At 70.1% G+C, this 18,991-nt stretch carries 19 protein-coding genes and 1 riboswitch; of the genes, 8 read left to right on the forward strand and 11 right to left on the reverse strand.

Translation table 11 applies throughout. From position 1 onward, the window contains the following. Positions 1-2 precede the first annotated feature (2 nt). From ASF25_RS10160 to ASF25_RS10190, 7 genes are all read right to left on the reverse strand, one after another. A complete protein-coding gene (locus ASF25_RS10160; RefSeq protein WP_056170246.1) occupies positions 3-1,403 on the reverse strand; it encodes a dicarboxylate/amino acid:cation symporter in 1,401 nt (466 codons plus the stop codon). Positions 1,404-1,554: 151 nt separating this feature from the next. Beyond that, positions 1,555-2,421 carry a hypothetical protein gene (locus tag ASF25_RS10165; protein ID WP_056304503.1) on the reverse strand — a complete coding sequence of 289 codons (867 nt, stop codon included), beginning with the start codon at positions 2,419-2,421 and terminating at the stop codon, positions 1,555-1,557. 252 nt (positions 2,422-2,673) lie between these two features. Beyond that, positions 2,674-3,075 (reverse strand): peptide-methionine (R)-S-oxide reductase MsrB, encoded by a 402-nt coding sequence (gene msrB, locus ASF25_RS10170; RefSeq protein ID WP_244472967.1) that lies wholly within the window; start codon positions 3,073-3,075, stop codon positions 2,674-2,676. 72 nt (positions 3,076-3,147) lie between these two features. Next, entirely contained in the window at positions 3,148-4,302 is a 1,155-nt protein-coding gene (locus ASF25_RS10175) for a YihY/virulence factor BrkB family protein (protein WP_056260922.1), read from the reverse strand. A 127-nt stretch (positions 4,303-4,429) separates the two neighbouring features. Then, positions 4,430-5,950, reverse strand: a complete 1,521-nt coding sequence (locus ASF25_RS10180) for a malonyl-CoA synthase (protein WP_056304504.1) — start codon at positions 5,948-5,950, stop codon at positions 4,430-4,432. A 30-nt stretch (positions 5,951-5,980) separates the two neighbouring features. Further along, complete coding sequence (locus tag ASF25_RS10185; RefSeq protein WP_056304505.1) at positions 5,981-7,387, reverse strand: malonyl-CoA decarboxylase; 1,407 nt, start codon at positions 7,385-7,387, stop codon at positions 5,981-5,983. Positions 7,388-7,613: 226 nt separating this feature from the next. Continuing rightward, positions 7,614-7,814, reverse strand: coding sequence for a hypothetical protein (locus ASF25_RS10190; RefSeq protein WP_056304506.1), 201 nt, complete (start codon positions 7,812-7,814; stop codon positions 7,614-7,616). Between the two features lie 368 nt (positions 7,815-8,182). Here ASF25_RS10190 and ASF25_RS10195 point away from each other — a divergent pair, with 368 nt between their 5' ends. Continuing rightward, complete coding sequence (locus ASF25_RS10195) at positions 8,183-9,373, forward strand: MFS transporter (protein ID WP_056170266.1); 1,191 nt, start codon at positions 8,183-8,185, stop codon at positions 9,371-9,373. Here ASF25_RS10195 and cobD read toward each other — a convergent pair. After that, positions 9,366-10,361 carry a threonine-phosphate decarboxylase CobD gene (cobD, locus tag ASF25_RS10200; protein ID WP_244472968.1) on the reverse strand — a complete coding sequence of 332 codons (996 nt, stop codon included), beginning with the start codon at positions 10,359-10,361 and terminating at the stop codon, positions 9,366-9,368. The genes ASF25_RS10195 and cobD overlap by 8 nt on opposite strands. On the opposite strand from cobD, the gene cbiB reads away from it, so the two are divergent. Both cbiB and ASF25_RS10210 read left to right on the forward strand, forming a co-directional pair. Beyond that, positions 10,362-11,363 carry an adenosylcobinamide-phosphate synthase CbiB gene (gene cbiB / locus ASF25_RS10205; RefSeq protein WP_056304507.1) on the forward strand — a complete coding sequence of 334 codons (1,002 nt, stop codon included), beginning with the start codon at positions 10,362-10,364 and terminating at the stop codon, positions 11,361-11,363. Positions 11,364-11,398: 35 nt separating this feature from the next. Then, complete coding sequence (locus ASF25_RS10210) at positions 11,399-12,460, forward strand: DUF3616 domain-containing protein (protein ID WP_244472969.1); 1,062 nt, start codon at positions 11,399-11,401, stop codon at positions 12,458-12,460. Between the two features lie 291 nt (positions 12,461-12,751). On the opposite strand, the gene ASF25_RS10215 is transcribed toward ASF25_RS10210, so the two are convergent. Genes ASF25_RS10215 through cobU form a run of 3 tightly spaced genes read right to left on the reverse strand, consistent with a single transcriptional unit; the run spans position 12,752 to position 15,352 of the window. Then, positions 12,752-14,206: a cobyric acid synthase gene (locus ASF25_RS10215; RefSeq protein ID WP_200927288.1), complete on the reverse strand. Its 1,455-nt coding sequence runs from the start codon at positions 14,204-14,206 to the stop codon at positions 12,752-12,754. 13 nt (positions 14,207-14,219) lie between these two features. Next, the gene (gene cobO / locus ASF25_RS10220) at positions 14,220-14,822 is read right to left on the reverse strand and encodes a cob(I)yrinic acid a,c-diamide adenosyltransferase (protein WP_056304508.1); all 603 of its coding nucleotides are present in this window, start codon (positions 14,820-14,822) and stop codon (positions 14,220-14,222) included. Next, on the reverse strand, positions 14,819-15,352 hold the full coding sequence (gene cobU, locus ASF25_RS10225) for a bifunctional adenosylcobinamide kinase/adenosylcobinamide-phosphate guanylyltransferase (protein WP_200927289.1): 534 nt from the start codon (positions 15,350-15,352) through the stop codon (positions 14,819-14,821). The genes cobO and cobU overlap by 4 nt, the downstream gene beginning before the upstream one ends. A 109-nt stretch (positions 15,353-15,461) precedes the next feature. After that, positions 15,462-15,659: riboswitch (cobalamin riboswitch) on the forward strand. Positions 15,660-15,711: 52 nt separating this feature from the next. Between cobU and ASF25_RS10230 the strand changes: the two genes are divergently transcribed. The 5 genes from ASF25_RS10230 to ASF25_RS10250 are packed head-to-tail and all read left to right on the forward strand — an operon-like array spanning position 15,712 to position 18,978. Continuing rightward, positions 15,712-15,888 carry a CbtB-domain containing protein gene (locus tag ASF25_RS10230; protein ID WP_056170275.1) on the forward strand — a complete coding sequence of 59 codons (177 nt, stop codon included), beginning with the start codon at positions 15,712-15,714 and terminating at the stop codon, positions 15,886-15,888. A 28-nt stretch (positions 15,889-15,916) separates the two neighbouring features. Beyond that, positions 15,917-16,678: a CbtA family protein gene (locus tag ASF25_RS10235; RefSeq protein WP_056304509.1), complete on the forward strand. Its 762-nt coding sequence runs from the start codon at positions 15,917-15,919 to the stop codon at positions 16,676-16,678. Then, complete coding sequence (locus tag ASF25_RS10240; protein WP_056260728.1) at positions 16,671-17,063, forward strand: DUF1636 domain-containing protein; 393 nt, start codon at positions 16,671-16,673, stop codon at positions 17,061-17,063. Before ASF25_RS10235 ends, ASF25_RS10240 begins: the two co-directional genes overlap by 8 nt. Beyond that, entirely contained in the window at positions 17,060-18,094 is a 1,035-nt protein-coding gene (gene cobW / locus ASF25_RS10245) for a cobalamin biosynthesis protein CobW (RefSeq protein WP_056304510.1), read from the forward strand. Before ASF25_RS10240 ends, cobW begins: the two co-directional genes overlap by 4 nt. 5 nt (positions 18,095-18,099) lie before the next feature. After that, a complete protein-coding gene (locus ASF25_RS10250; protein ID WP_244472970.1) occupies positions 18,100-18,978 on the forward strand; it encodes a DUF4349 domain-containing protein in 879 nt (292 codons plus the stop codon). Positions 18,979-18,991: the final 13 nt, after the last annotated feature.

The following is an 18,991-nucleotide window of genomic DNA, read 5'->3' on the forward strand; positions in this document are numbered from 1 at the left end:
GATCAGCGTGCGGGGACGGGGATGGGCGCCGACGCCGCGGACGGCGTGGTGATCGGGTCCATGTTGGGTGCGTGATCCGAGATGTCCGTACCGATGGCGATGGGGTTGTCCATCACCTGACGCAGCTTCTCCCGGTCGAGTTCGCCCTCCCAGCGGCTGACCACGACGGTTGCGACGCCGTTGCCGATGAGATTGGTGATGGCCCTGCACTCGGACATGAACTTGTCGACACCGAGGATCAGGGTCATGGCGGCCACCGGCACCGGGTTGTTGGGAATGGCCGAGAGCGTGGCCGCCAGGGTGATGAAGCCGGCGCCCGTCACACCGGAGGCCCCCTTCGAGGTCAGCATCGCCACGAGGATGATGGTCGCATACTGGCCGAACGACAAGTCCGCGCCCACGGCCTGGGCGAGGAACAGGCTCGCCAGCGTCATGTAGATGTTGGTGCCGTCGAGGTTGAACGAGTACCCCGTCGGGATCACGAGTCCGACAACGGAGTCCGAGGCACCGAGCCGGCGCATCTTCGTCATCATGTGCGGCAGCACCGTCTCGGAGGAGGAGGTGCCGAGCACGATCAGGAGTTCGTCCTTGATGTAGGCCAGGAACTTGAAGATCGAGAAGCCGGCGATCCGGGCGATGCCGCCGAGCACGATCACCACGAACAGGAAGGCGGTGACGTAGAAGGTGCCGACGAGCCAGGCGAGATCGACGACCTTGCCGATGCCGTACTGACCGATGGTGAAGGCCATGGCGCCAAAGGCGCCGATGGGCGCGAGCTTCACCACGAGGCCGATGATGCGGAAGAAGATCTGCCCCATCGTGTCGATGGCGTGGGTGATGGCCTCGCCGCGCTTGCCCATGCCGGTGACGACGACACCGGTGAGGATCGAGATCAGCAGTACCTGAAGCAGGTCGCCGGTGGCGAACGCATCGAAGAAGCTCTTCGGGATCAGCGCCATGATGTGGCCCGTCACGGAGTCGTCGGCGGCCAACTTTGCGTATTTCTCGACGGCCTTGCCATCGAGCTTCGTCACGTCGGCGTTGAAGCCGGCGCCGGGCTTCACCACCTCGCCGACGAGGATGCCGATGAGAAGCGCGATGGTGGACACCACCTCGAAATAGACGAGGGCCTTCAGGCCGACGCGGCCGACCTTCTTCAGGTCACCGATGGATGCGATACCGTGCACGATGGTACAGAAGATGATCGGCGCGATCATCATCTTGATCAGAGCGATGAAGGCGTCGCCCAACCATTTGACCGACTTGCCCCATTCCGGATGGAGGTAGCCGAGCAGGATGCCGAGCGCGATGGCGATCAGCACCTGGATGTAGAGAACCTTGTACCAGGGCTCGGCCACCCGGGGGGGCTCGGCCGCCGTGCCGTGTGTCATCGCCTGGGCCATGGTTCCCTCGCCCGTGCACTGAACCGCGCACGCTTTCGTGTTTCTTGCCCACGACGCTAGCGAAGTTGCGTGCACCACTCAATCGCACAGGCAGGGATGAAAGTGACATTCTCAAACGTGCCACCTTCATCAGGCCGATCGGGGACGCCGATCAGGTCTGGTTGCGGCGCGGGCGGACAGTCCAGCGTTCGAATTCGCCCGCAGCCTCTTCGGCACGCGCCGGCTGGGCGGGCTCGCCCTCCGGCGGCAGGGGCTGCGGATTGCCGAGTGCCTGCGACAGGCTCTCGATGACCTCGTCGATGCGGGCGTCGTTCTGGCCAGCCTCCGGGTGAGCAGGCTCGGGCGCCGCGACCGGCGCAGGGGCCGCGGCCTGCGGGCTGGGCTGGGCTGCGGCTCCACCCCCGGCGACCCGGCGCAAGGCCTTCATCATCCCGTCCTCGTCCGCCGGCTTCGCGGCGGCACCCGACGCGCCGCCGTAGCGGCCGAAGCCGAACCGGGGCTCGACGAGGTCGAGCACCGCTTCCAGGGCCGCGTTGCTCAGGGCGATCTCGCCCGGCTGAGGTACGCCCTGGAGGGCGACGGCATGGCGCTCGTACGCCGCGTCGCCGGACACCTCGGGGCCGAACCAGACCGGCACGGAGAAGCCGTTGGCGTCTCCGATCTCGTCGAAGGTCACGCTCACGAGGTCGAGATTGCCCGGGGCGACGTAACGGTCGACCCGCGCCTCACGGCCGGCACCGAGCGCGATCACCGTGCGGTCGTACTGCGCCTTGCCGCTGCAAACGTCGAGGAGGGCGTCGCCATGGGCGCGCGGCACGTCCGTGCGCTCCTCGCTCGAAGCGCCGTTCTGATCCGTGTTGACGAGGACGAGATGGCATTGCTGGCCATCGACCCGAACGTACGAGACCCGGCCGGCCTGGGGCGCGAAGTAGCCCTCGGTGACCCGTGCGCCACCACGCTCCTTGCGGATCAGGCGAACGAGGGACGGGGCGACGAGGAACCGGCGGACGATGCTCATTGCGGACTCTCCGGAGGTCTGTTCGTCCCACGGTCGAAGATCCGCCGGACTGACAATCGAGGGCGTCTCGATCCGGAAAGGAATGCATCGGGCATCCCCTTCCCAGACCGAAGCTGCGGTATTCATTTAAAAATTGACTCTCGGGACTAAGCAAAACACCACAGAAATCAAGATCGCGCGCCGGACCACCCCCGCGATCCACCGCGCCGTCCCCAGCTCAGCGGGTCATACGACCTTCGGAACCGATCCGTCTCACGCCTCGGGTTCGAAGCGGAGCGAAACCCCGTTCATGCAGTAGCGCAGGCCGGTGGGGGCGGGTCCGTCGTCGAAGACGTGGCCGAGATGGCCCTTGCACCGGGCGCAATGGGCCTCCGTCCGGGTCATCCAATGGCTGCGGTCGACCTGGGTCTCGACCGCGTCGGGGAACGGCGCGAAGAAGCTCGGCCAGCCGGTGCCGGATTCGAACTTGGTGCCGTTCTCGAACAGCGGGGCATCGCACCCGGCACAATGAAACACGCCCGGACGTTTCTCCGCGTTGAGGCAGCTCGTTCCGGCGCGCTCGGTGCCGTGCCCACGCAGGACACGGTACTGCTCGGGGGAAAGAATCTCGCGCCATTCGGCGTCGGTGCGGGTGTCGGCGGTCGGTGCGGTCATGATCTGATCCATCGAGAGGAAACGGTGTGTCCCCTAGATAGGGTCCCGACCCCGCCCCGAGGAGGCCGGGCGTCAGGCCACGGCGCCGAGGGTGTCGGCCATCCGGGCCCGGCGTGCGCCCATGGGCAAGGGAGCGCCCGTGGTGGTGTCGTGCGCGGTCTGGTGCTCCATCTCGGCGTTGATCTCGCCGCCGAGCAGCACGATGGTCGTCGAGATCCAGATCCACGTCATGAAGCCGATGGCCGCCCCGAGGGATCCGTAGGTCTCGTTGTAGTTGCCGAAGCTCGAGACGTACCAGGAGAACAAGATCGAGGCGATGAGCCACAGCACGCCGGCGACGGCGCCGCCGACGCCGACCCAGCGCCAGCGCGGCCGCTCCCGGCTCGGCCCGTAGCGATAGAGCAGCGACAGGCCGCCGAGCACCACCACCAGCATAGCCGGCCAGCGCAGCTGCGCCAGAAGCCAGGCGGTGTCGCTGAAGCCCACGAAGGTGAACACGAGGGGCAGCACGACGATGCTCGACAGCGCGAAGATCGTGAACAGCAGGGCGCCGATGGTGAAGGTGAGCGAACGCAGGTTCAGCATCACGAACGAGCGCTTCTCCTCCTCCTCGTAGACCACATTGAGGGCATCGAACATCGCCTTCATGGCGGCGTTGGCGCTCCAGAGGGAGATGAGAAGACTCGTGAAGAAGGTCAGCCCCAGGGACCCTCCGCCCTTGGCGGCGATGCGCTTGACCTGATCGCCGATGATCTCGATGGCCCCCGACGGCAGCACGCCCTGCAGGCTCGCCAGATGCTCGTTGATGGATCCGACATCGGCGACGAGGCCGTAGCAGGTGACCAGGGCGGCGATGGCCGGGAACAGGGACAGGAGGGTGTAGAACGTCACCCCGGCGGCGACCGACAGCACCCGGTCCTTGTTGAACTCGAGGTAGACCCGGAACAGGATGTCCTTCCAGCCCTTGGAGGTGATCTCCATCGGGGTCCGGGCGGCGCGACCGCGCTCGACCTGCGTGGCCGCGACCCATTCGGCGGAGCGCCCGCTGTGGGAGCGCGCCCCCTCCTCCCGGCACCGGTCGGGCTCGGGCGCGGCGGCGGGTCCATCCCGTCGTGGCCGCCCGCTCGTGCCGGCCGCGAGGGCGACGAGGGCCGCCCCCATGGCCAGGGTCCACAGCACGGAAGCCGCGCCGCTCGAAGCGGTCGCCGGTTCGGGGGAGGAAGACATCGCAGCGTGGACCGGTTGGATCAGGAAGCCAAGCTTGAGCTTACGCTCGGACAAACGTCAACGCGGATGCGGACGTTCCAAAGGTGCCGCAGGCGTGGATCTTCCAGGCGCGCCGCAGGCGCCTGCGTCAGGTGCGAAAAAGATCCGCATGGGTTTCCCGCAGGACGTTCTTCTGGACCTTGCCCATGGCGTTGCGCGGCAGATCCTCCACGAACAGCACCCGCTTGGGGCACTTGTAGCGGGCGAGCCGCGCCTCGAGGGTGCGCAGGATCGTGGCCTCGTCGGGAGCGCCCTCCCGGGCGACGACCACGGCCGCGACGCCTTCACCGAAATCGGCGTGGGCCAAGCCGATCACCGCCGATTCAACCACACCCGGCAGGGCATCGATCTCGTTCTCGACCTCCTTCGGATAGACGTTGTAGCCACCGGTGATGATGAGGTCCTTGCCGCGCCCGACGATGTGCACGTAGCCGTCGGCGTCGATCTTGCCGAGGTCGCCGGTGATGAAGAACCCGTCGGCCTTGAACTCGGCCGCGGTCTTCTCCGGCATGCGCCAGTAGCCCTGGAACACGTTGGGGCCCTTCACCTCAATCATGCCAACGGCGTCGGTGCCGAGTGCGGCCCCCGTCTCGGGGTCCACCACCCGGACAACGACGCCCGGCAGCGCCGATCCGACGGTGCCGGCGACACGGGCCCCGTCATACGGGTTCGAGGTGTTCATGTTGGTCTCGGTCATGCCGTAGCGCTCGAGGATGGCGTGGCCCGTGCGGGCCTGCCAGTCGCGGTGCGTGTCAGCCAGGAGGGGCGCCGAGCCGGAGACGAACAGCCGGATCGCCTTCGTGGCGTCGGGATCGAGTCCCGGTTCCCTGAGAAGGCGGGTGTAGAAGGTCGGCACGCCCATCATCGCCGTCGCACGCGGCATCAGCCCGAGAACCTGCGCCGCATCGAACTTCGCCAGGAACAGGAGCGTGCCGCCCGTGGCCAGAACGGTGTTGGTGGCGACGAACAGGCCGTGGGTGTGAAACACCGGAAGGGCGTGCAGCAGCACGTCGTCGGCCGTGAAGCGCCAGAACGCCGCCAGGGTCCGGGCGTTCGAGGCGAGGTTCTCGTGGGTGAGCATGGCGCCCTTGGAGCGCCCGGTGGTGCCGGAGGTGTAGAGGATGGCGGCGAGATCGTCGGCCCCGCGCGCCACGTCGGTGAAGTCATCCGCCGCCGCATCCGCCGCCGCGACCATGCTCCCGCGCCCGGATGCATCGAGGGTCCGCACCTGCGCCACGCCGGCATCGCGCGCGATCGCCTCCAAGGCCCCGTGCTTGCCCGGATCGCACACGAACACCGAGGGTTCCGCGTCCAAGAGGAAGTAGGCGACCTCGTGGGCGGTGTAGGCGGTGTTCAGCGGCAGGAACACCGCCCCGGCCCGCACGGTCCCAAGGTACAGGAACAGGAATTCAGGGCTCTTCTCGGCCTGGACCGCGACCCGGTCGCCGGGCTTCACCCCAAGCCCGACGAGGGCCCCCGCGTAAGCGGCCGAACGCGCGAGCAGGTCGGCATAGGTGAAGTGCGTGCCGTCTCCCGTCTCGACGAAGGCTTTCGTGGTCGGATCGGCAGGCAGGTTGCCGCGGACGAGATCGAAGAGGTGATTGGGCATGCGGGCTTCAGGTGGCTTTCGGTCGAACTCTCACGCGTCGGCGAGAGCCACGGCGCGGGTGGGCGGCAGATTGTTGCGCAACTCGCGGCTCACCGCGCTGGAAGCGGCGACGGTCCCGAGGTTGGCGTAGGTCTCGTGGTTCTTCTCGATGGCCGCGAGGTCGTAAAGGTAATTCACCATCAGCCCACGGGACTGGGCCAGCCCCTTGGCCGAGACGTCGCCGAGGAAGTTCAGGCGTTCCAGCCGGGCCCCGTTGCCGAGGTGGAACCGGGCGACGGGGTCGAGGGGCTTGCCGCGCTCGTTCTTGGCGCGGAGGAAGTAGGCGGCGGCCGCCGGGATCATCGCCTTGCGGACGGCCTCGCACTTCGTCTTGTCGGCCTGCCAGTCCGGCTCGTCGATGATCCGCAGGGCCTCGACATCCTCGCGGGTCAGCCCCTGCGGCGCGTCGGCCCGGCGCTCGCGGTCGAGCCACGTCGCGAAGCCCGGTACCGGCGACAGGGTGACGAAGGTCTTCAGGCTCGGAATCTCGCGGGCGAGATCCTCCACCACCTGCTTGATGAGAAAGTTGCCGAAGGTGACGCCGGCGAGCCCCTTCTGGCAGTTCGAGATCGAGTAGAAGATCGCCGTGGTGGCCGCGCGCGGCGCCAGGATCTCGCGCTCGTGGGCCAGGATCGGGGCGATGGCCGGGGCGATGGCGGCGGTGAGCGCCACCTCCACGAAGATCAGCGGCTCGTCGACGAGGGCCGGGTGGAAGAACGCGAAGCAGCGCCGGTCACGGGGTTCGATGCGACGGCGCAGGTCGTCCCAGTCGGCGATGGCATGGACCGCCTCGTAGCGGATGATCTTCTCGAGGATGTGGGCGGGCGTCGTCCAGTCGATGTGGCGCAGCACGAGGAAGCCGCGGTTGAACCACGAGGCGAACAGATGCTCGAAATCGCTGTCGAGGCTGTCGGCCGCGTCGATGAGATCGGGGTCGGCCTCCTCGTCCCGCAGGGCGCGGCGTAGCCCGAGCAGGTCCTCCCGCATGCGGACCAGCGCGAGGGTGCCGTCCCGGGCGAGGTTGAGGCGGCGGATCAGTTCCTGGCTGCGCGGCTCGGCTGCGTCGTGCAGAACGCCGAGCGCCGCCCGGGTCGGGTCGGCACGGTAGGCCGCGATGGCCTCGTCGACAGCCTCGTGGTCGGCGGCGAACTCGGTGGCGACGAGGCGGAGAAAGCTCGCCCGTTCGGGCCGGGCGAGGCTGGCGTAGCGGTCGAGGATAAGGCGGGCGAGGGCGACGCCCGAGGCTTCGCCGCGGCGGGAAATGAGATCCTCGCAGAGCTTGACGAGTTCCCCCGGATCGGCACGGGCGGCGAGGTCGCCGCGTCCGAACCCGATGAGGTCGCGGCCGCGGTCGCTGATGGTCTGCAGCAGATCGCCGAAGAAAGAGATCGCCGCCATGGAAGCTGCCCGTCCCCGTGCTGGCGCCCGGACCGGGCGTATCCACCCCACGCATCCGCGCAGGGTTCGACGAACCTTCTATGACGGCCCCACTCGAAGGACCAGGGACCGAGGCGGGTTCGCAGTCACGGCCCCCAAGCTTCGGCGAGGGATGGACGAAGGCTCTTTCCGCGGAACCGCCGAACGCCTGCGTGGACTCGGATACGAGAAAGGAACGCCGTATCCCTCAGCGCGCATCCCCGCCGGCAATGATCTCGGCCCGGTCGGCCCGCTCCCGCCAATCCTCGACCCCGTGCTGGCGCGCGAAGCGCAATTCGGCAGCGCGCAGGGCCCGCATGGGATCGCGGGCTCGAACAATGGCAACGGAGCCGACGGGGAACGGTACCCCGAGAATCTCCTTGGCGAACTCGATACGGTAATTCGGCATGCGAGGCTCCGTCATCGGACCCGGCACCGCGCTCCGGTGGAACGAAGCGTGGCATCACCCGATCCCGTTCACGATCAGACCGCAAGAATCCGCGTATTCCAAGAGCCTCGCCCGGCTTGTACGCCGTCTTCGGGTGGCCTTGGCCGTCAAATCGTGCAGTCCCTACCTCGAAAACATGAGAACGGGCTCATCCGAAGGTAACGGTCCTGCGACGACGCGTCCGGCCGGCCCGCTCCACCGGCCTTGCCGACACGGCCCGCTGGGCCTTACTCACCCCTCCTCACCCCGATCGGAAAGTTTTCGGCCATGACGCTTTCGGCCATGCCAGAGACGTGCGCTTGGTGCCCGGCGGCGACACGGGGCGCGGCATGAGCGGAACAGCACCGGCGACGGACCACGACTTCACCCTTCGGGCACGCCTCGGCCTCACCCTCATCGCCGGGGGCGCCGTGGCGAACATCTACTACAACCAGCCCCTTCTCGCCCTGCTGGTGAGCGAATTCGGTGACCGGGCGGCAGTCCTGGTGCCGACCGCTTCCCTCGTCGGCTACGGCCTCGGCATTCTGTGCCTCGTGCCCATCGGCGACAGCCTGCCGCGGCGCGGCCTGATCCTGGCGCAGATGCTCGGCCTCGCCGTGGCCCTCCTGGCGGCGGCCATGAGTCCCAACCTCGGAGCGCTCGCAGGAGCGAGCCTCGCCATCGGGTTCCTCGCCTCGGCCGCGCAGCAGGCGGTGCCATTCGCCGCCGAACTCGCCCCCGACGCCACCCGGGGCCGCATGGTCGGCCAGGTGATGACCGGGCTCCTCAGCGGCATCCTCCTGGCGCGGACGGTGAGTGGCTTCGTGGGCGCGCAATACGGCTGGCGCGCGGTGTTCTACGCCGCCAGCGCCGTGGCGCTGATCATCGCCGGGATCGCCGCCGCGACCCTGCCGCGCACGGCCCAGACCAGGCCCCTGCGCTACCGCGCCCTGATGGTGTCGATCCTCCATCTGGTTCGCACCCAGCCGGCCCTGCGCCGCTCCAGCCTGTGCCAGGGATTGCTGTTTGCGAGCTTCAACGCGTTCTGGACGACCCTCGCCCTCCTGGTCGAAGCGCCGCCCTTCGATCTCACGGCGGCCGGCGCCGGGCTGTTCGGCGTCATCGGGGTCGTCGGCGCGTTCATCGCGCCGGTCTCGGGCCGCTACACCGACCGGCGCGGCGCCCGGCCCGTGGTGGTGGCCGGCAGCCTGTTCGTGGTGGCGGCCTTCGTGGTCCTGTGGGCCGGCGGCAACGTCTCCCTCGTGGCCGTGGGGCTCGGCGTTCTCCTCATCGACATCGGCCTCAACGGCGCACTCATCGCCAACCAGACCCGGGTCTACGCCCTCGTCCCGGGCGCGCGCGGACGGGTGAACACGGTTCTTTTCACGGTGATGTTCGTGTTCGGGGCGCTCGGGGCCTTCGCCGGCAGCCAAGCCTTCCTCATGGCCGGCTGGCCCGGCGTCTGCGCCGTGGGCCTCGCCCTCTCGGGCGCCGGCCTCCTCGTCGCGATCCTCGAGCCCGGGACGCCGAAGGTTACCTGAGGACCCGGGAGAGCCGGCACCATTCGGTCCTGTCCGCCGGCAGGCCGAAGCGCAGGCGCGCGGGGGCCGCGGCGAAGCGCCGGACGTAGATCCCGGCGGCGCCGAGTCGCGCGAACAGTTCCGGCCCGTTCGGGAAGTCCGCCGTGCGGAACAGGAGAGTTCCGCCGACCACCCGCCCACCGGCGCGGGCGATCATCCGGTCGAGGCGTCCCGCATCGGCACCGCGCGCGACCGACGCGGCGCAGCGCCATTCGGCATCGGCGAGCGCCGCCCGGCCGATGGCCAGCGCCGGTCCCGACACCGCCCAGGGGCCGAGCGCCTCCGCGAGGCGGCCCGCAAGGGTAGGCTCCGCCAGGGCGAAGCCGAGTCGAATGCCAGCGAGCCCATAGGTCTTGCCGAAGGAGCGCAGGACCACGAGACCCGGCCGGAGATGCGGCCCGAGGGAGTCGACGGTTTCGAGATCCGCGAAGGCTTCGTCCACCACCAGGAGGCCGCCACGTGCCGCCAGCCGATCCGCGTGCGTGCGGAGCGTGGCGCCGTCCCAGGTCCGCCCGTCGGGGTTGTTCGGATTGACCACCACCACGACGTCGGCCTCCGCGTCGAGCGTCGACACGGCCACGACGGAATGGCCGGCCCTCCCCCACGCGGCCGCGTGCTCGGCATAGGTCGGCCCCACCACGGCGACACGGGCGCGGGGCCACAGGCGCGGCAGGGTCTCGATGAGGATCTGCGTGCCGGGGGCGGCCGCGATCCCGCGCGGATCGGCGACACCGTAGGCCCGGGCCGCCGCCGCGTTCAGGGCCGCGAGGTCGGCCGACGACGGCAGGCGGTGGAACACGCTGGCCTCGAGGGGCGGACACGGGTAGGGCACCGGATTGATCCCCGTCGAGAGGTCGATCCACGGTGTCGGCGCATCCGGGAACAGGGTGCGCGCCGCGTCGAGATCGCCGCCATGCGCGATGGGGACTGGCTCGCTGACCGAACCCACATGCCCTGGACCGCCTTCACCCATCCGCCCGATACGCTCGCCATCCTGCTGCTCGCCCTGACCGTCGAGGCGGCCGCCGGCTATCCCGACCGGCTCTACAGGGCGCTCGGCCACCCTGTCACCTGGATCGGCGCCCTCATCGGCCGGCTCGACGGGGGGCTGAACACGGGTCGCCAGAACCGCCGCCGGATCATGGGCGTGTTTGGGCTGGTCCTGCTTCTTGCCGCGGTGGCCGGGACCGCCTTCGGGCTCACGGCCACCGCGGCGCTGTTCGGCAACTGGGGCGGCCTCGTGGCCCTCGGCCTGCTCTGCGCCAGCCTGCCGGCCCAACGTAGCCTGCACGACCACGTCGCCCGCGTGGCGGCGGATCTTCGTGACGACGGCTTGACGGGCGGGCGCGTCGCCGTGTCGATGATCGTCGGACGCAATCCCGAAACCCTCGACGAGGCCGGCATCTGCCGGGCCGCCATCGAGAGTCTCGCCGAGAACTTCTCCGACGGGATCGTGGCGCCGGCATTCTGGATCGGCGTCGGCGGCCTGCCGGGCGGCGCGCTCTACAAGGCGATCAACACCGCCGACAGCATGATCGGCCATCGCACCCCGCGCCACGAAGCGTACGGCTGGGCCGCCGCCCGCCTGGACGACTTCGTCAACCTGCCGGCCTCGCGCCTCGCCGGCGGACTCATCGTCGTGGCGGCGCTGTTTCAGAGCGGCGCCTCGCCGGGCGCGGCATGGCGGGCCCTCCGGCGCGACGCCCGACGCCACTGCTCGCCCAACGCCGGGTGGCCCGAGGCCGCCATGGCCGGAGCCCTCGGCCTACGGCTCGCCGGTCCGCGCGTCTACGGCGCGACCTTAGTCGAGGATGCCTGGATGGGCGATGGCCGCGCCGAGGCGGGCCCGGCCGACGTGGAGCGGGCGCTCGCCCTCTATCGCACGGCGTGCCTCCTGCTGTTCGGCCTCACCGCGGTGACGTTCGCCCTCGTCGCGGTTGCGCTGCTATGAGCACGGCGACGCCGCCCGTCCGTCGGAGATACCGCATGATTCGTCCTTCCCTCTTCGCTGCCGCATGGGGACTGGCGTTCCTGTCGCCGGCCCGGGCCGAGATGCTGCAGCCCGTGGGGCAGCCCTACGCCGTCGCCGAGGGACTGGCGGGCGAGATCACGAAGAAGAAGACCAAGCCGGCCGAGGACATCAGCGGCATCGCCTGCGCGCCGGCCGAAGCCGGTCGGCGCAACTGCGTCGTGGTGGACGACGAGGCGGCGGGCGCCCAGTTCGTCACCCTCCAGGGCACGACGCTGACCCCGGGCGCCGTCGTCGACATCGTCGGCCGCAAGCCGCCCACCACCACCGTCGGCGCGCCCCCGACCACGGGCGACTGCACCCTGGGCCAAGGCGCGTACCGCGAGATGGACGGCGAGGCCGTGGCGTATGCGGCACCCGACTTCTACGTCACCGGCTCGCATGGCTGCAGCCGTCGGGGGCGGGAGTTCAAGCTCTCCACCGCGATCCTCGCGCGCCTGCGCGCCGACGCCACCGGGACCAGGGTGGAGACGACCTACCGCCTCGGCGACGCCCTGCGAAATGCCGATACGGTGGGCGCGTATTTTCTGAAGGATCTGGAACCCCGCGAGGGCGGCAAACCGCTCTCCGGTCTCAACGTCGAGGGCCTCGCGGTCATCGGCGACACTCTCTACGCGGGTCTCCGCGCGCCCGTCATCGACGGACGGGCCTTCCTCGTCTCCGTACCCGTCGCGCCCCTGTTCGCCCCCGGCGACGCGCCGCTCGACGTCAAACCGACGACGATCCCCCTCGCCCTCGGGGCCGATGCCGGCATCCGCGATCTCACCACCCTGCCGGACGGGCGCCTTCTCGTCCTCTCGGGTCCGACCCGCAACGGCTTGTCGGTGCCTTATGGGCTGTTCCTCGCGGATCCGTCGTCCGGCAAGGTCACGGCGCTCGGCACCCTTGCGCCATTGGACGGCGACGATTCCAGGGCGAAGCCCGAAGGCGTCGTGCGCCTCGGCCCAGGCCGGGTGCTGGTGGTGTTCGACAGCATACTGAACGGTGGTCCGCGCGAATATGCGGTGGCGATCCCATAGGCGGCCGGCTCGGCGCATCAGGACGGGTCGAACCGATATTGCTCCGGCCTGACCGACCGCCGGCGTGCTTCGACGCGCAGTACCGCGGCGGAGCACCGACAGTACCGAGAACCATCAGGCCCGCAGCCCGAGACAACCCGCGAGGTCCTAGACCGGGGCCAAGGCGCGCCAGTGCGGATGCGCGGCGTGGCATCCTGCACGATGAAGCCGCGGGAATTGCCGACGGAGTCGATGACGGCGATGCCGGCAGCCGCGCCAGTCCTCCGCAAAGATCGCCCCACGCCTGACCCGCTACGCCGCCAGGACGAGCAGCCGGTCGCAATCCACATGGGCTTCTAGGTGGTCGGCGAGCGCGTCGAGCACGGTCTCGATCCCCGCCTCGTAGGCGTGGCCGCCGGACCGGGCGCCGAGGCGCGCGAGCCACGCGGCGCGCTGCGCGTCGTCGGCGAACAGGCCATGCACGTAGGTGCCGGCGACCCGGCCGTCGGCCGAAATCGCCCCGTCCAGGCGCCCATCGGTGAAACGAACGAGCGGGCGCGCCGCGTCGGGCCCGGTGGTATCACCCAGGTGCATCTCGTAGCCCGAGAACGGTACGCCGTCGGGCAACGAGGTGCCGGTGACGGCCTCGAGGCGCTTGACCGGGGTCATCACCGTCTCGACGTCGAGGAGCCCAAGACCCGGCACCGTCCGGGGGGCGCCCTCGATCCCGTGCGGGTCGGCGAGGCGGCGCCCAAGCATCTGGTAGCCGCCGCAGAGGCCGAGCACCCGGCCGCCGCGCCGGACATGGGCGGCGAGATCGATATCCCAGCCCTCGGACCGAAAGACATCGAGGTCCGCGATGGTGGTCTTCGAGCCCGGCAGGAGCACGAGGTCGGCCACGGGGATCGGCTCCCCCGGACGAACCAGAACCACGGAGACGTTCGGCTCGCCCCGCAGAGGATCGAGATCGTCGAAATTGGCGATGCGCGGCAGGACGGGGACGGCCACCACCGTGCGACCCGCCGCGCCTGCTTCGGAGCCGACCAGTCCCAGAACGTCCTCCGCGGGCAGGCGGACGGCGGACGGAAAATGCGGGATCAGCCCGAGGCTGGGCCAACCCGTGTGGCGGGCGATGAGGTCCATGCCGTCGGCGAACAGGCTCGGATCGCCGCGGAAGCGGTTGACGAGGAAGCCCCGGATCATCGCCGCGTCGGCCGGGTCGATCACCACCTTCGTGCCGACGAGGCTGGCGATGACGCCGCCGCGGTCGATGTCGCCGAGCAGGATCACCGGCGTGTTCGACGCGCGGGCAAAGCCCATATTGGCGATGTCGCCGGCGCGCAGATTCACCTCCGACGCCGAGCCGGCGCCCTCGACCACGACGAGGTCGGCCTCGGCTTTCAGATGGGTGAAACTTTCGAGCACGGCCCCGAGGAGGCGCGGCTTCCAGCCCTGGTAGTCCCGGGCCGCGGCCTGGCCGACCATCCGGCCCTGCACCACGATCTGGCTGCCGGTCTCGCTCTGGGGCTTGAGGAGGACCGGGTTCATGTGGACCGAGGGCGCCACTCCGGCGGCCCTCGCCTGAAGCGCCTGGGCCCGTCCGATCTCGCCGCCATCGGCCGTGACGGCGGCGTTGTTCGACATGTTCTGCGGCTTGAACGGCCGCACCCGCAGCCCGCGCCGGGCGAAGGCGCGGCACAGACCGGCGACGATGAGGGATTTGCCGACATCCGAACCGGTGCCCTGGATCATGATGGCGCGGGTCATGACGGCCGGCACCTCAAAACTCGATCCCCTCCTGCGCCTTCACGCCCGCCGCGAAGTGGTGCTTCACGGAGCCCATCTCGGTGACGAGGTCGGCGGCCTCGACGAGGGCCGGCTTGGCGTTGCGGCCGGTGACGATGACGTGGAGGTCGGGCCGGCGGGCCCGGAACGCCGCCACCACGTCGTCGATGGGCAGGTAGTCGTAGCGCAGCGCGATGTTGAGTTCGTCCAGCACCACGAGGCGGATGCTCGGATCGGCCATGAGATCCAGGGCTTTCGCCCAGGCGTGCTCGGCCGCCGCGATGTCGCGGGCCTTGTCCTGGGTCTCCCAGGTGAAGCCCTCGCCGAGGGTGTGCCAGTCGATCTGGTTCCCGAAGGCCTTGAGCGCGTGCTTCTCGCCCGTGTCCCAGGCGCCCTTGATGAACTGCACCACGCCGACCCGCCAGCCATGGCCCAGCGCCCTCAGCATCAGGCCCAGGGCCGCCGTAGTCTTGCCCTTGCCGGGACCCGTGTTGACGATGAGGAGGCCCTTCTCGATGGTCTTCTCCGCCACCTCGGCATCCTGCACGGCCTTGCGCTTCTCCATCTTCTCCCGATGGCGGTTGGCGGCGTCGCTCATGCGTGGTCTCCAAGTTGGGGTTTCACGATCATCGGCAGTCCCGCCACCATGAACACGACGCGGTCGGCCTGTGCGGCGAGGCGCTGATGAAGCCGCCCTGCCGCGTCGCGGAAGCGGCGGGCGAGGGCATTGTCGGGCACGATGCCGAGGCCGACCTCGCTGCCGACCAGGACCACCGGCCCCGGCGCGTCGGCGCAAGCGGAGAGCAGCGCCCCGGTCGCGGCCTCGACGTCGGCCTCCGCCAGGATCAGGTTGGTGAGCCAGAGGGTGAGGCAATCCACCAGTACCGGTCCGCGCGCGGCCGCGACCGCCTCGGGCAGGTCGATCGGCGCGTCCTGCGTGATCCAGTCGGCCGACCTTCGGGTGCGGTGGAGGGCGATGCGGTCGCGCATCTCGTCGTCCCAGGCCTGGGCCGTTGCGAGATACAGCCAGGGTGGCGGCTGCGCCTCGATCACCCCCTCGGCATGGACGCTCTTGCCCGAGCGCGCGCCGCCGAGGACGAGGGTCACACGGGAGAATATCTCGGTCATGGGGGGGACGGCTGCCGCATGGGGCTTCTTTAGCCCGAAACGCCCTTGTGTGGTCAAAGGCGATGCAAACGGCACAGCGGCGCGTTGTCAGGGATCGCGCGACCGCGTAGAAGCATCGGGATCGGACGGTGCCCCGGCGACGGGGTGAAAAGGGAACGCGGTGAGGGGCAAGCGCCTTGAAACCGCGGCTGCCCCCGCAACTGTGAGCGGCGACGGGCCTGCCATCGGCCACCGGAGCGATCCGGGAAGGCGGCAGGTTCCGGATGACCCGCGAGCCAGGAGACCTGCCGTCCGGCACCGGGGACCTTCGTCCTCACCTTCGACCACGGCCGCCGGCGGGGCGGCCAGGAGATCAACCGATGTCGACCAACACCCTCGTTCTGACCGGCACCCGCACCAACGAGCGCCTCGGGGCCGTTCTCGTCGCCGCGTTCCTCGGCCTCGGCCTCGTGTTCATGGCGGGCTTCGCCCCGGCGATGGCGCTCCACAACGCGGCGCACGATTTCCGCCACACCCAGAATTTTCCCTGCCACTGAGCGCCTGGCGCCTGAAGGCAGACACCCCATGATCATCCGGCTCGTGTCGGCGGCCCTGGTCGCCGGCTTCCTCGCGGCTATCGTCGCGACGGGCCTGCAGCTCGCCCTGACCTCTCCGCTCATCATCGCGGCCGAGCGTTACGAGACGCAGGCTCAAGCCCCCGTATCGCCCCCCGCGCCGGGATTCGCATCCCTCGTGGTGCGGGTGCATGGCGGACACGATCACGGCGTGAAGGACCCGGGCGTGTCCGGCGGCGAGACCGCGCCCGCCTGGCAGCCCGGACCCGGACTGCCGCGCATGGCGTTCACGGCGCTCGCCACCCTGGTGGGCGGCGTCGGGTATGCCCTGCTGCTCGGCGCAGTGCTGCTGGCCTGCGGGCGCGAACCGACGCCCGAGACCGGCCTGCGCTTCGCCGTGGCGGGCTTCCTCGCCGTCGCCCTGGCGCCGGCCCTCGGCCTGCCGCCGGAACTACCGGGCATGGACGCCGCGCCCCTCGCCGATCGTCAGTTCTGGTGGGTGATGACCGCCGTCGCCACCGCCATGGGGCTCTACCTCATCGCCATCCGCCGCGCGCCGATCTCCATCGCGGGCGGCCTCGTCCTGATCGTGGCACCACACCTCGCCGGAGCACCCGAGACGAGCCACGCGGCTTCCGCCCTGCCGGCGGGCTACGCGGCCCAGTTCGCCGCACGCTCGCTCGGGATCGCCTTCGTGTTCTGGGCGGTCATCGGGCTCGCCTACGGCTGGGCCTGGACCCTGTTCGGTCGCAAGGCGACGGCGCATGCCTGACGTGGTCACCCTCTACGTCTGCACCGCCTGCCGTGCGGCCGGCGACCCGGCGGAACCCCGCGCCGGTGCGCGCCTCCTCGACGCGCTCCGGGAGGCCGTCGGTGAGCACGGCCAGACCGGCCTGCGGATCGAAGGCGTCGAGTGCCTCTCCGTCTGCAAGCGGCCATGCACCGTGGCGGTGGCCTCGGAAGGGCGCTGGACCTACGTCTACGGCGACCTCGACGCCACCGAATCCGCCCGGATCATCCTCGAAGGGGTCGGCCTCTACGGCGAAACGCCCGACGGCGTCGTGCCGTGGAAGGCGCGGCCCCAGGAATTCCGCAAGGGCGTCGTCGCCCGCATCCCGCCGCTCGCGGCGCACCCTAGTACGGACGCCGCCGAATGACCCTGGTCGAGAAGATTCCCTGCACCATCGTCACCGGCTTCCTCGGGGCCGGCAAGACGACCCTCGTGCGCCACCTCGTCGAGAACGCGAACGGCCGGCGGCTCGCGATCATCGTCAACGAGTTCGGCGATATCGGCTTCGACGGCTCGTTTCTCGCCGCCTGCGGCATCGAAGGCTGCCAAGACGAGGACATCGTGGAGCTCGCCAACGGCTGCATCTGCTGCACCGTGGCCGACGACTTCGTGCCGGCCCTGAACAAGCTCCTCGACCGAGCCGACCCACCCGAGCACATCCTTATCGAGACCTCCGGCCTCGCCCTGCCCAAGCCCCTGGTCCAGGCGTTCCAGTGGCCTGCGATCCGCTCGCGGGTCACCGTGGACGGCGTCATCGCGGTCATCGACGGTCCGGCCGTGGCGGCGGGCTTCTTCGCCGACGATCCGGCGGCCTCCGCCGCCCAGCGTGCCGAGGACACGAACGTCGATCACGACAATCCCCTGGAGGAGGTGTTCGAGGACCAGATCCTCTGCGCCGACCTCGTGGTGATGAACAAGGCCGACCTCCTCGACGCGGCCGGCCGCGCCAAGGTCCGCGCCGAGGTTCAGGCCCATCTGCCGCGCGCGGTGAAGATGGTGGAGGCCGAGCACGGCCGCCTCGACCCGCGCGTCATCCTCGGCCTCGGCGCCGCGGCCGAGGACGACCTCGACGCCAGACCCTCGCACCACGGCGAGGGCGAGGACCACGATCACGACGATTTCGACTCCGTGGCCCTGCCCGTCCCGGCCGCGGCCACGGCCGAGGACCTGGCGATCCGCGTCGGTCGCGCGGCAGAGACCGCCGGCGTGCTGCGCATCAAGGGGTTCGCCGAAGTCACGGGCAAGCCCATGCGCCTCGTCGTACAGGGTGTCGGCACCCGCATCGCCCATCACTACGACCGGCCCTGGAAGAGCACGGAAGCCCGCGACGGCCGCCTAGTCGTCATCGGCCTCAAGGGATTCGATCAGGCGGCGGTCGCCGCCGCCCTGGCCGGATGAGCGCCATGGCGGGACGGAACGGCCGCGCGGCGGCGGCCCTGGGCCTTGCCGTACTCCTCGGACTGGGGGGCTGCTCCGACACGCGCCCGCCGGCGCCCGACACCGCCAATCCCCTCGCGCTGGCCCAGCCCACCCGCAACACCGCAGCCAAGCTCGCCTATACGCACGACCTCACCATCGGCCTGCCGCCCGATCGGGTGGCGGCGCATTTCGCGGCGGCGCGTGACCGCTGCCAGGCCGATGCGGGCCTCGGCTGCATCCTCGTCACGTCGTCCATCGACGACGGTCCGCGTCCGCAGGGGCGACCGCAGGCGCAGATCCAGGTCCGGTTGCCGCACGATTCCGTCGCCCCCTACGTGGCGTTCCTCACGGCCCCCCTGCCGGGCGAGGCGGCGGGCGACGTGGTCCTGCGGCGTCAGGCGACACGGGCCGACGACCTGACCACACCCATCGCGGACGGAGGACGCCGGCTCGCCCAGCTCGCCGCCTATCGCGCGCGCCTCGACGAACTGTCCGCGAAGGCGGACACGCGCGTGGAGGACCTCATCCGCATCGCCCAGGAACTCTCGAAGGTCCAATCCGAGATCGAGGAGGGGGAGGCGAAGCAGCGCGGCCTGCAACGGCGCGTCGATACCGAAATCGTCTCGGTTTCGCTTCGCTCGGACAGCGCGCGAGCGGGTGCCTTCGCCCCCGTCGAGGAAGCCTGGAGCCAGGCCGGCCAGACCTTCGGCGCCAGTGCGGGCGCCGCCCTGCGCTTCGCCGTCGCCAGCCTGCCCTGGCTTCCCGTGGCGGCGATCGGACTGTTCCTCGTCCGCGCCCTCTGGCGGCTGCGCCGGCGCAAACGCGCCCGGATCGGCCGGCCCCTCACGGAGGCGCGGCTGTGAGGTCGCGCATCCC

Source organism: Methylobacterium sp. Leaf100 (assembly GCF_001422845.1).
Classification (GTDB): domain Bacteria; phylum Pseudomonadota; class Alphaproteobacteria; order Rhizobiales; family Beijerinckiaceae; genus Methylobacterium.

Coding starts and splice junctions, on each gene's coding strand:
- ASF25_RS10160 (WP_056170246.1), bottom strand. CDS start 1,403: ATGGCCCAGGCGATGACACACGGCACGGCGGCCGAGCCCCCCCGGGTG.
- ASF25_RS10165 (WP_056304503.1), bottom strand. CDS start 2,421: ATGAGCATCGTCCGCCGGTTCCTCGTCGCCCCGTCCCTCGTTCGCCTG.
- msrB (WP_244472967.1), bottom strand. CDS start 3,075: ATGACCGCACCGACCGCCGACACCCGCACCGACGCCGAATGGCGCGAG.
- ASF25_RS10175 (WP_056260922.1), bottom strand. CDS start 4,302: ATGTCTTCCTCCCCCGAACCGGCGACCGCTTCGAGCGGCGCGGCTTCC.
- ASF25_RS10180 (WP_056304504.1), bottom strand. CDS start 5,950: ATGCCCAATCACCTCTTCGATCTCGTCCGCGGCAACCTGCCTGCCGAT.
- ASF25_RS10185 (WP_056304505.1), bottom strand. CDS start 7,387: ATGGCGGCGATCTCTTTCTTCGGCGATCTGCTGCAGACCATCAGCGAC.
- ASF25_RS10190 (WP_056304506.1), bottom strand. CDS start 7,814: ATGCCGAATTACCGTATCGAGTTCGCCAAGGAGATTCTCGGGGTACCG.
- ASF25_RS10195 (WP_056170266.1), top strand. CDS start 8,183: ATGAGCGGAACAGCACCGGCGACGGACCACGACTTCACCCTTCGGGCA.
- cbiB (WP_056304507.1), top strand. CDS start 10,362: ATGCCCTGGACCGCCTTCACCCATCCGCCCGATACGCTCGCCATCCTG.
- ASF25_RS10210 (WP_244472969.1), top strand. CDS start 11,399: ATGATTCGTCCTTCCCTCTTCGCTGCCGCATGGGGACTGGCGTTCCTG.
- ASF25_RS10215 (WP_200927288.1), bottom strand. CDS start 14,206: ATGACCCGCGCCATCATGATCCAGGGCACCGGTTCGGATGTCGGCAAA.
- cobO (WP_056304508.1), bottom strand. CDS start 14,822: ATGAGCGACGCCGCCAACCGCCATCGGGAGAAGATGGAGAAGCGCAAG.
- cobU (WP_200927289.1), bottom strand. CDS start 15,352: ATGACCGAGATATTCTCCCGTGTGACCCTCGTCCTCGGCGGCGCGCGC.
- ASF25_RS10230 (WP_056170275.1), top strand. CDS start 15,712: ATGTCGACCAACACCCTCGTTCTGACCGGCACCCGCACCAACGAGCGC.
- ASF25_RS10235 (WP_056304509.1), top strand. CDS start 15,917: ATGATCATCCGGCTCGTGTCGGCGGCCCTGGTCGCCGGCTTCCTCGCG.
- ASF25_RS10240 (WP_056260728.1), top strand. CDS start 16,671: ATGCCTGACGTGGTCACCCTCTACGTCTGCACCGCCTGCCGTGCGGCC.
- cobW (WP_056304510.1), top strand. CDS start 17,060: ATGACCCTGGTCGAGAAGATTCCCTGCACCATCGTCACCGGCTTCCTC.
- ASF25_RS10250 (WP_244472970.1), top strand. CDS start 18,100: ATGGCGGGACGGAACGGCCGCGCGGCGGCGGCCCTGGGCCTTGCCGTA.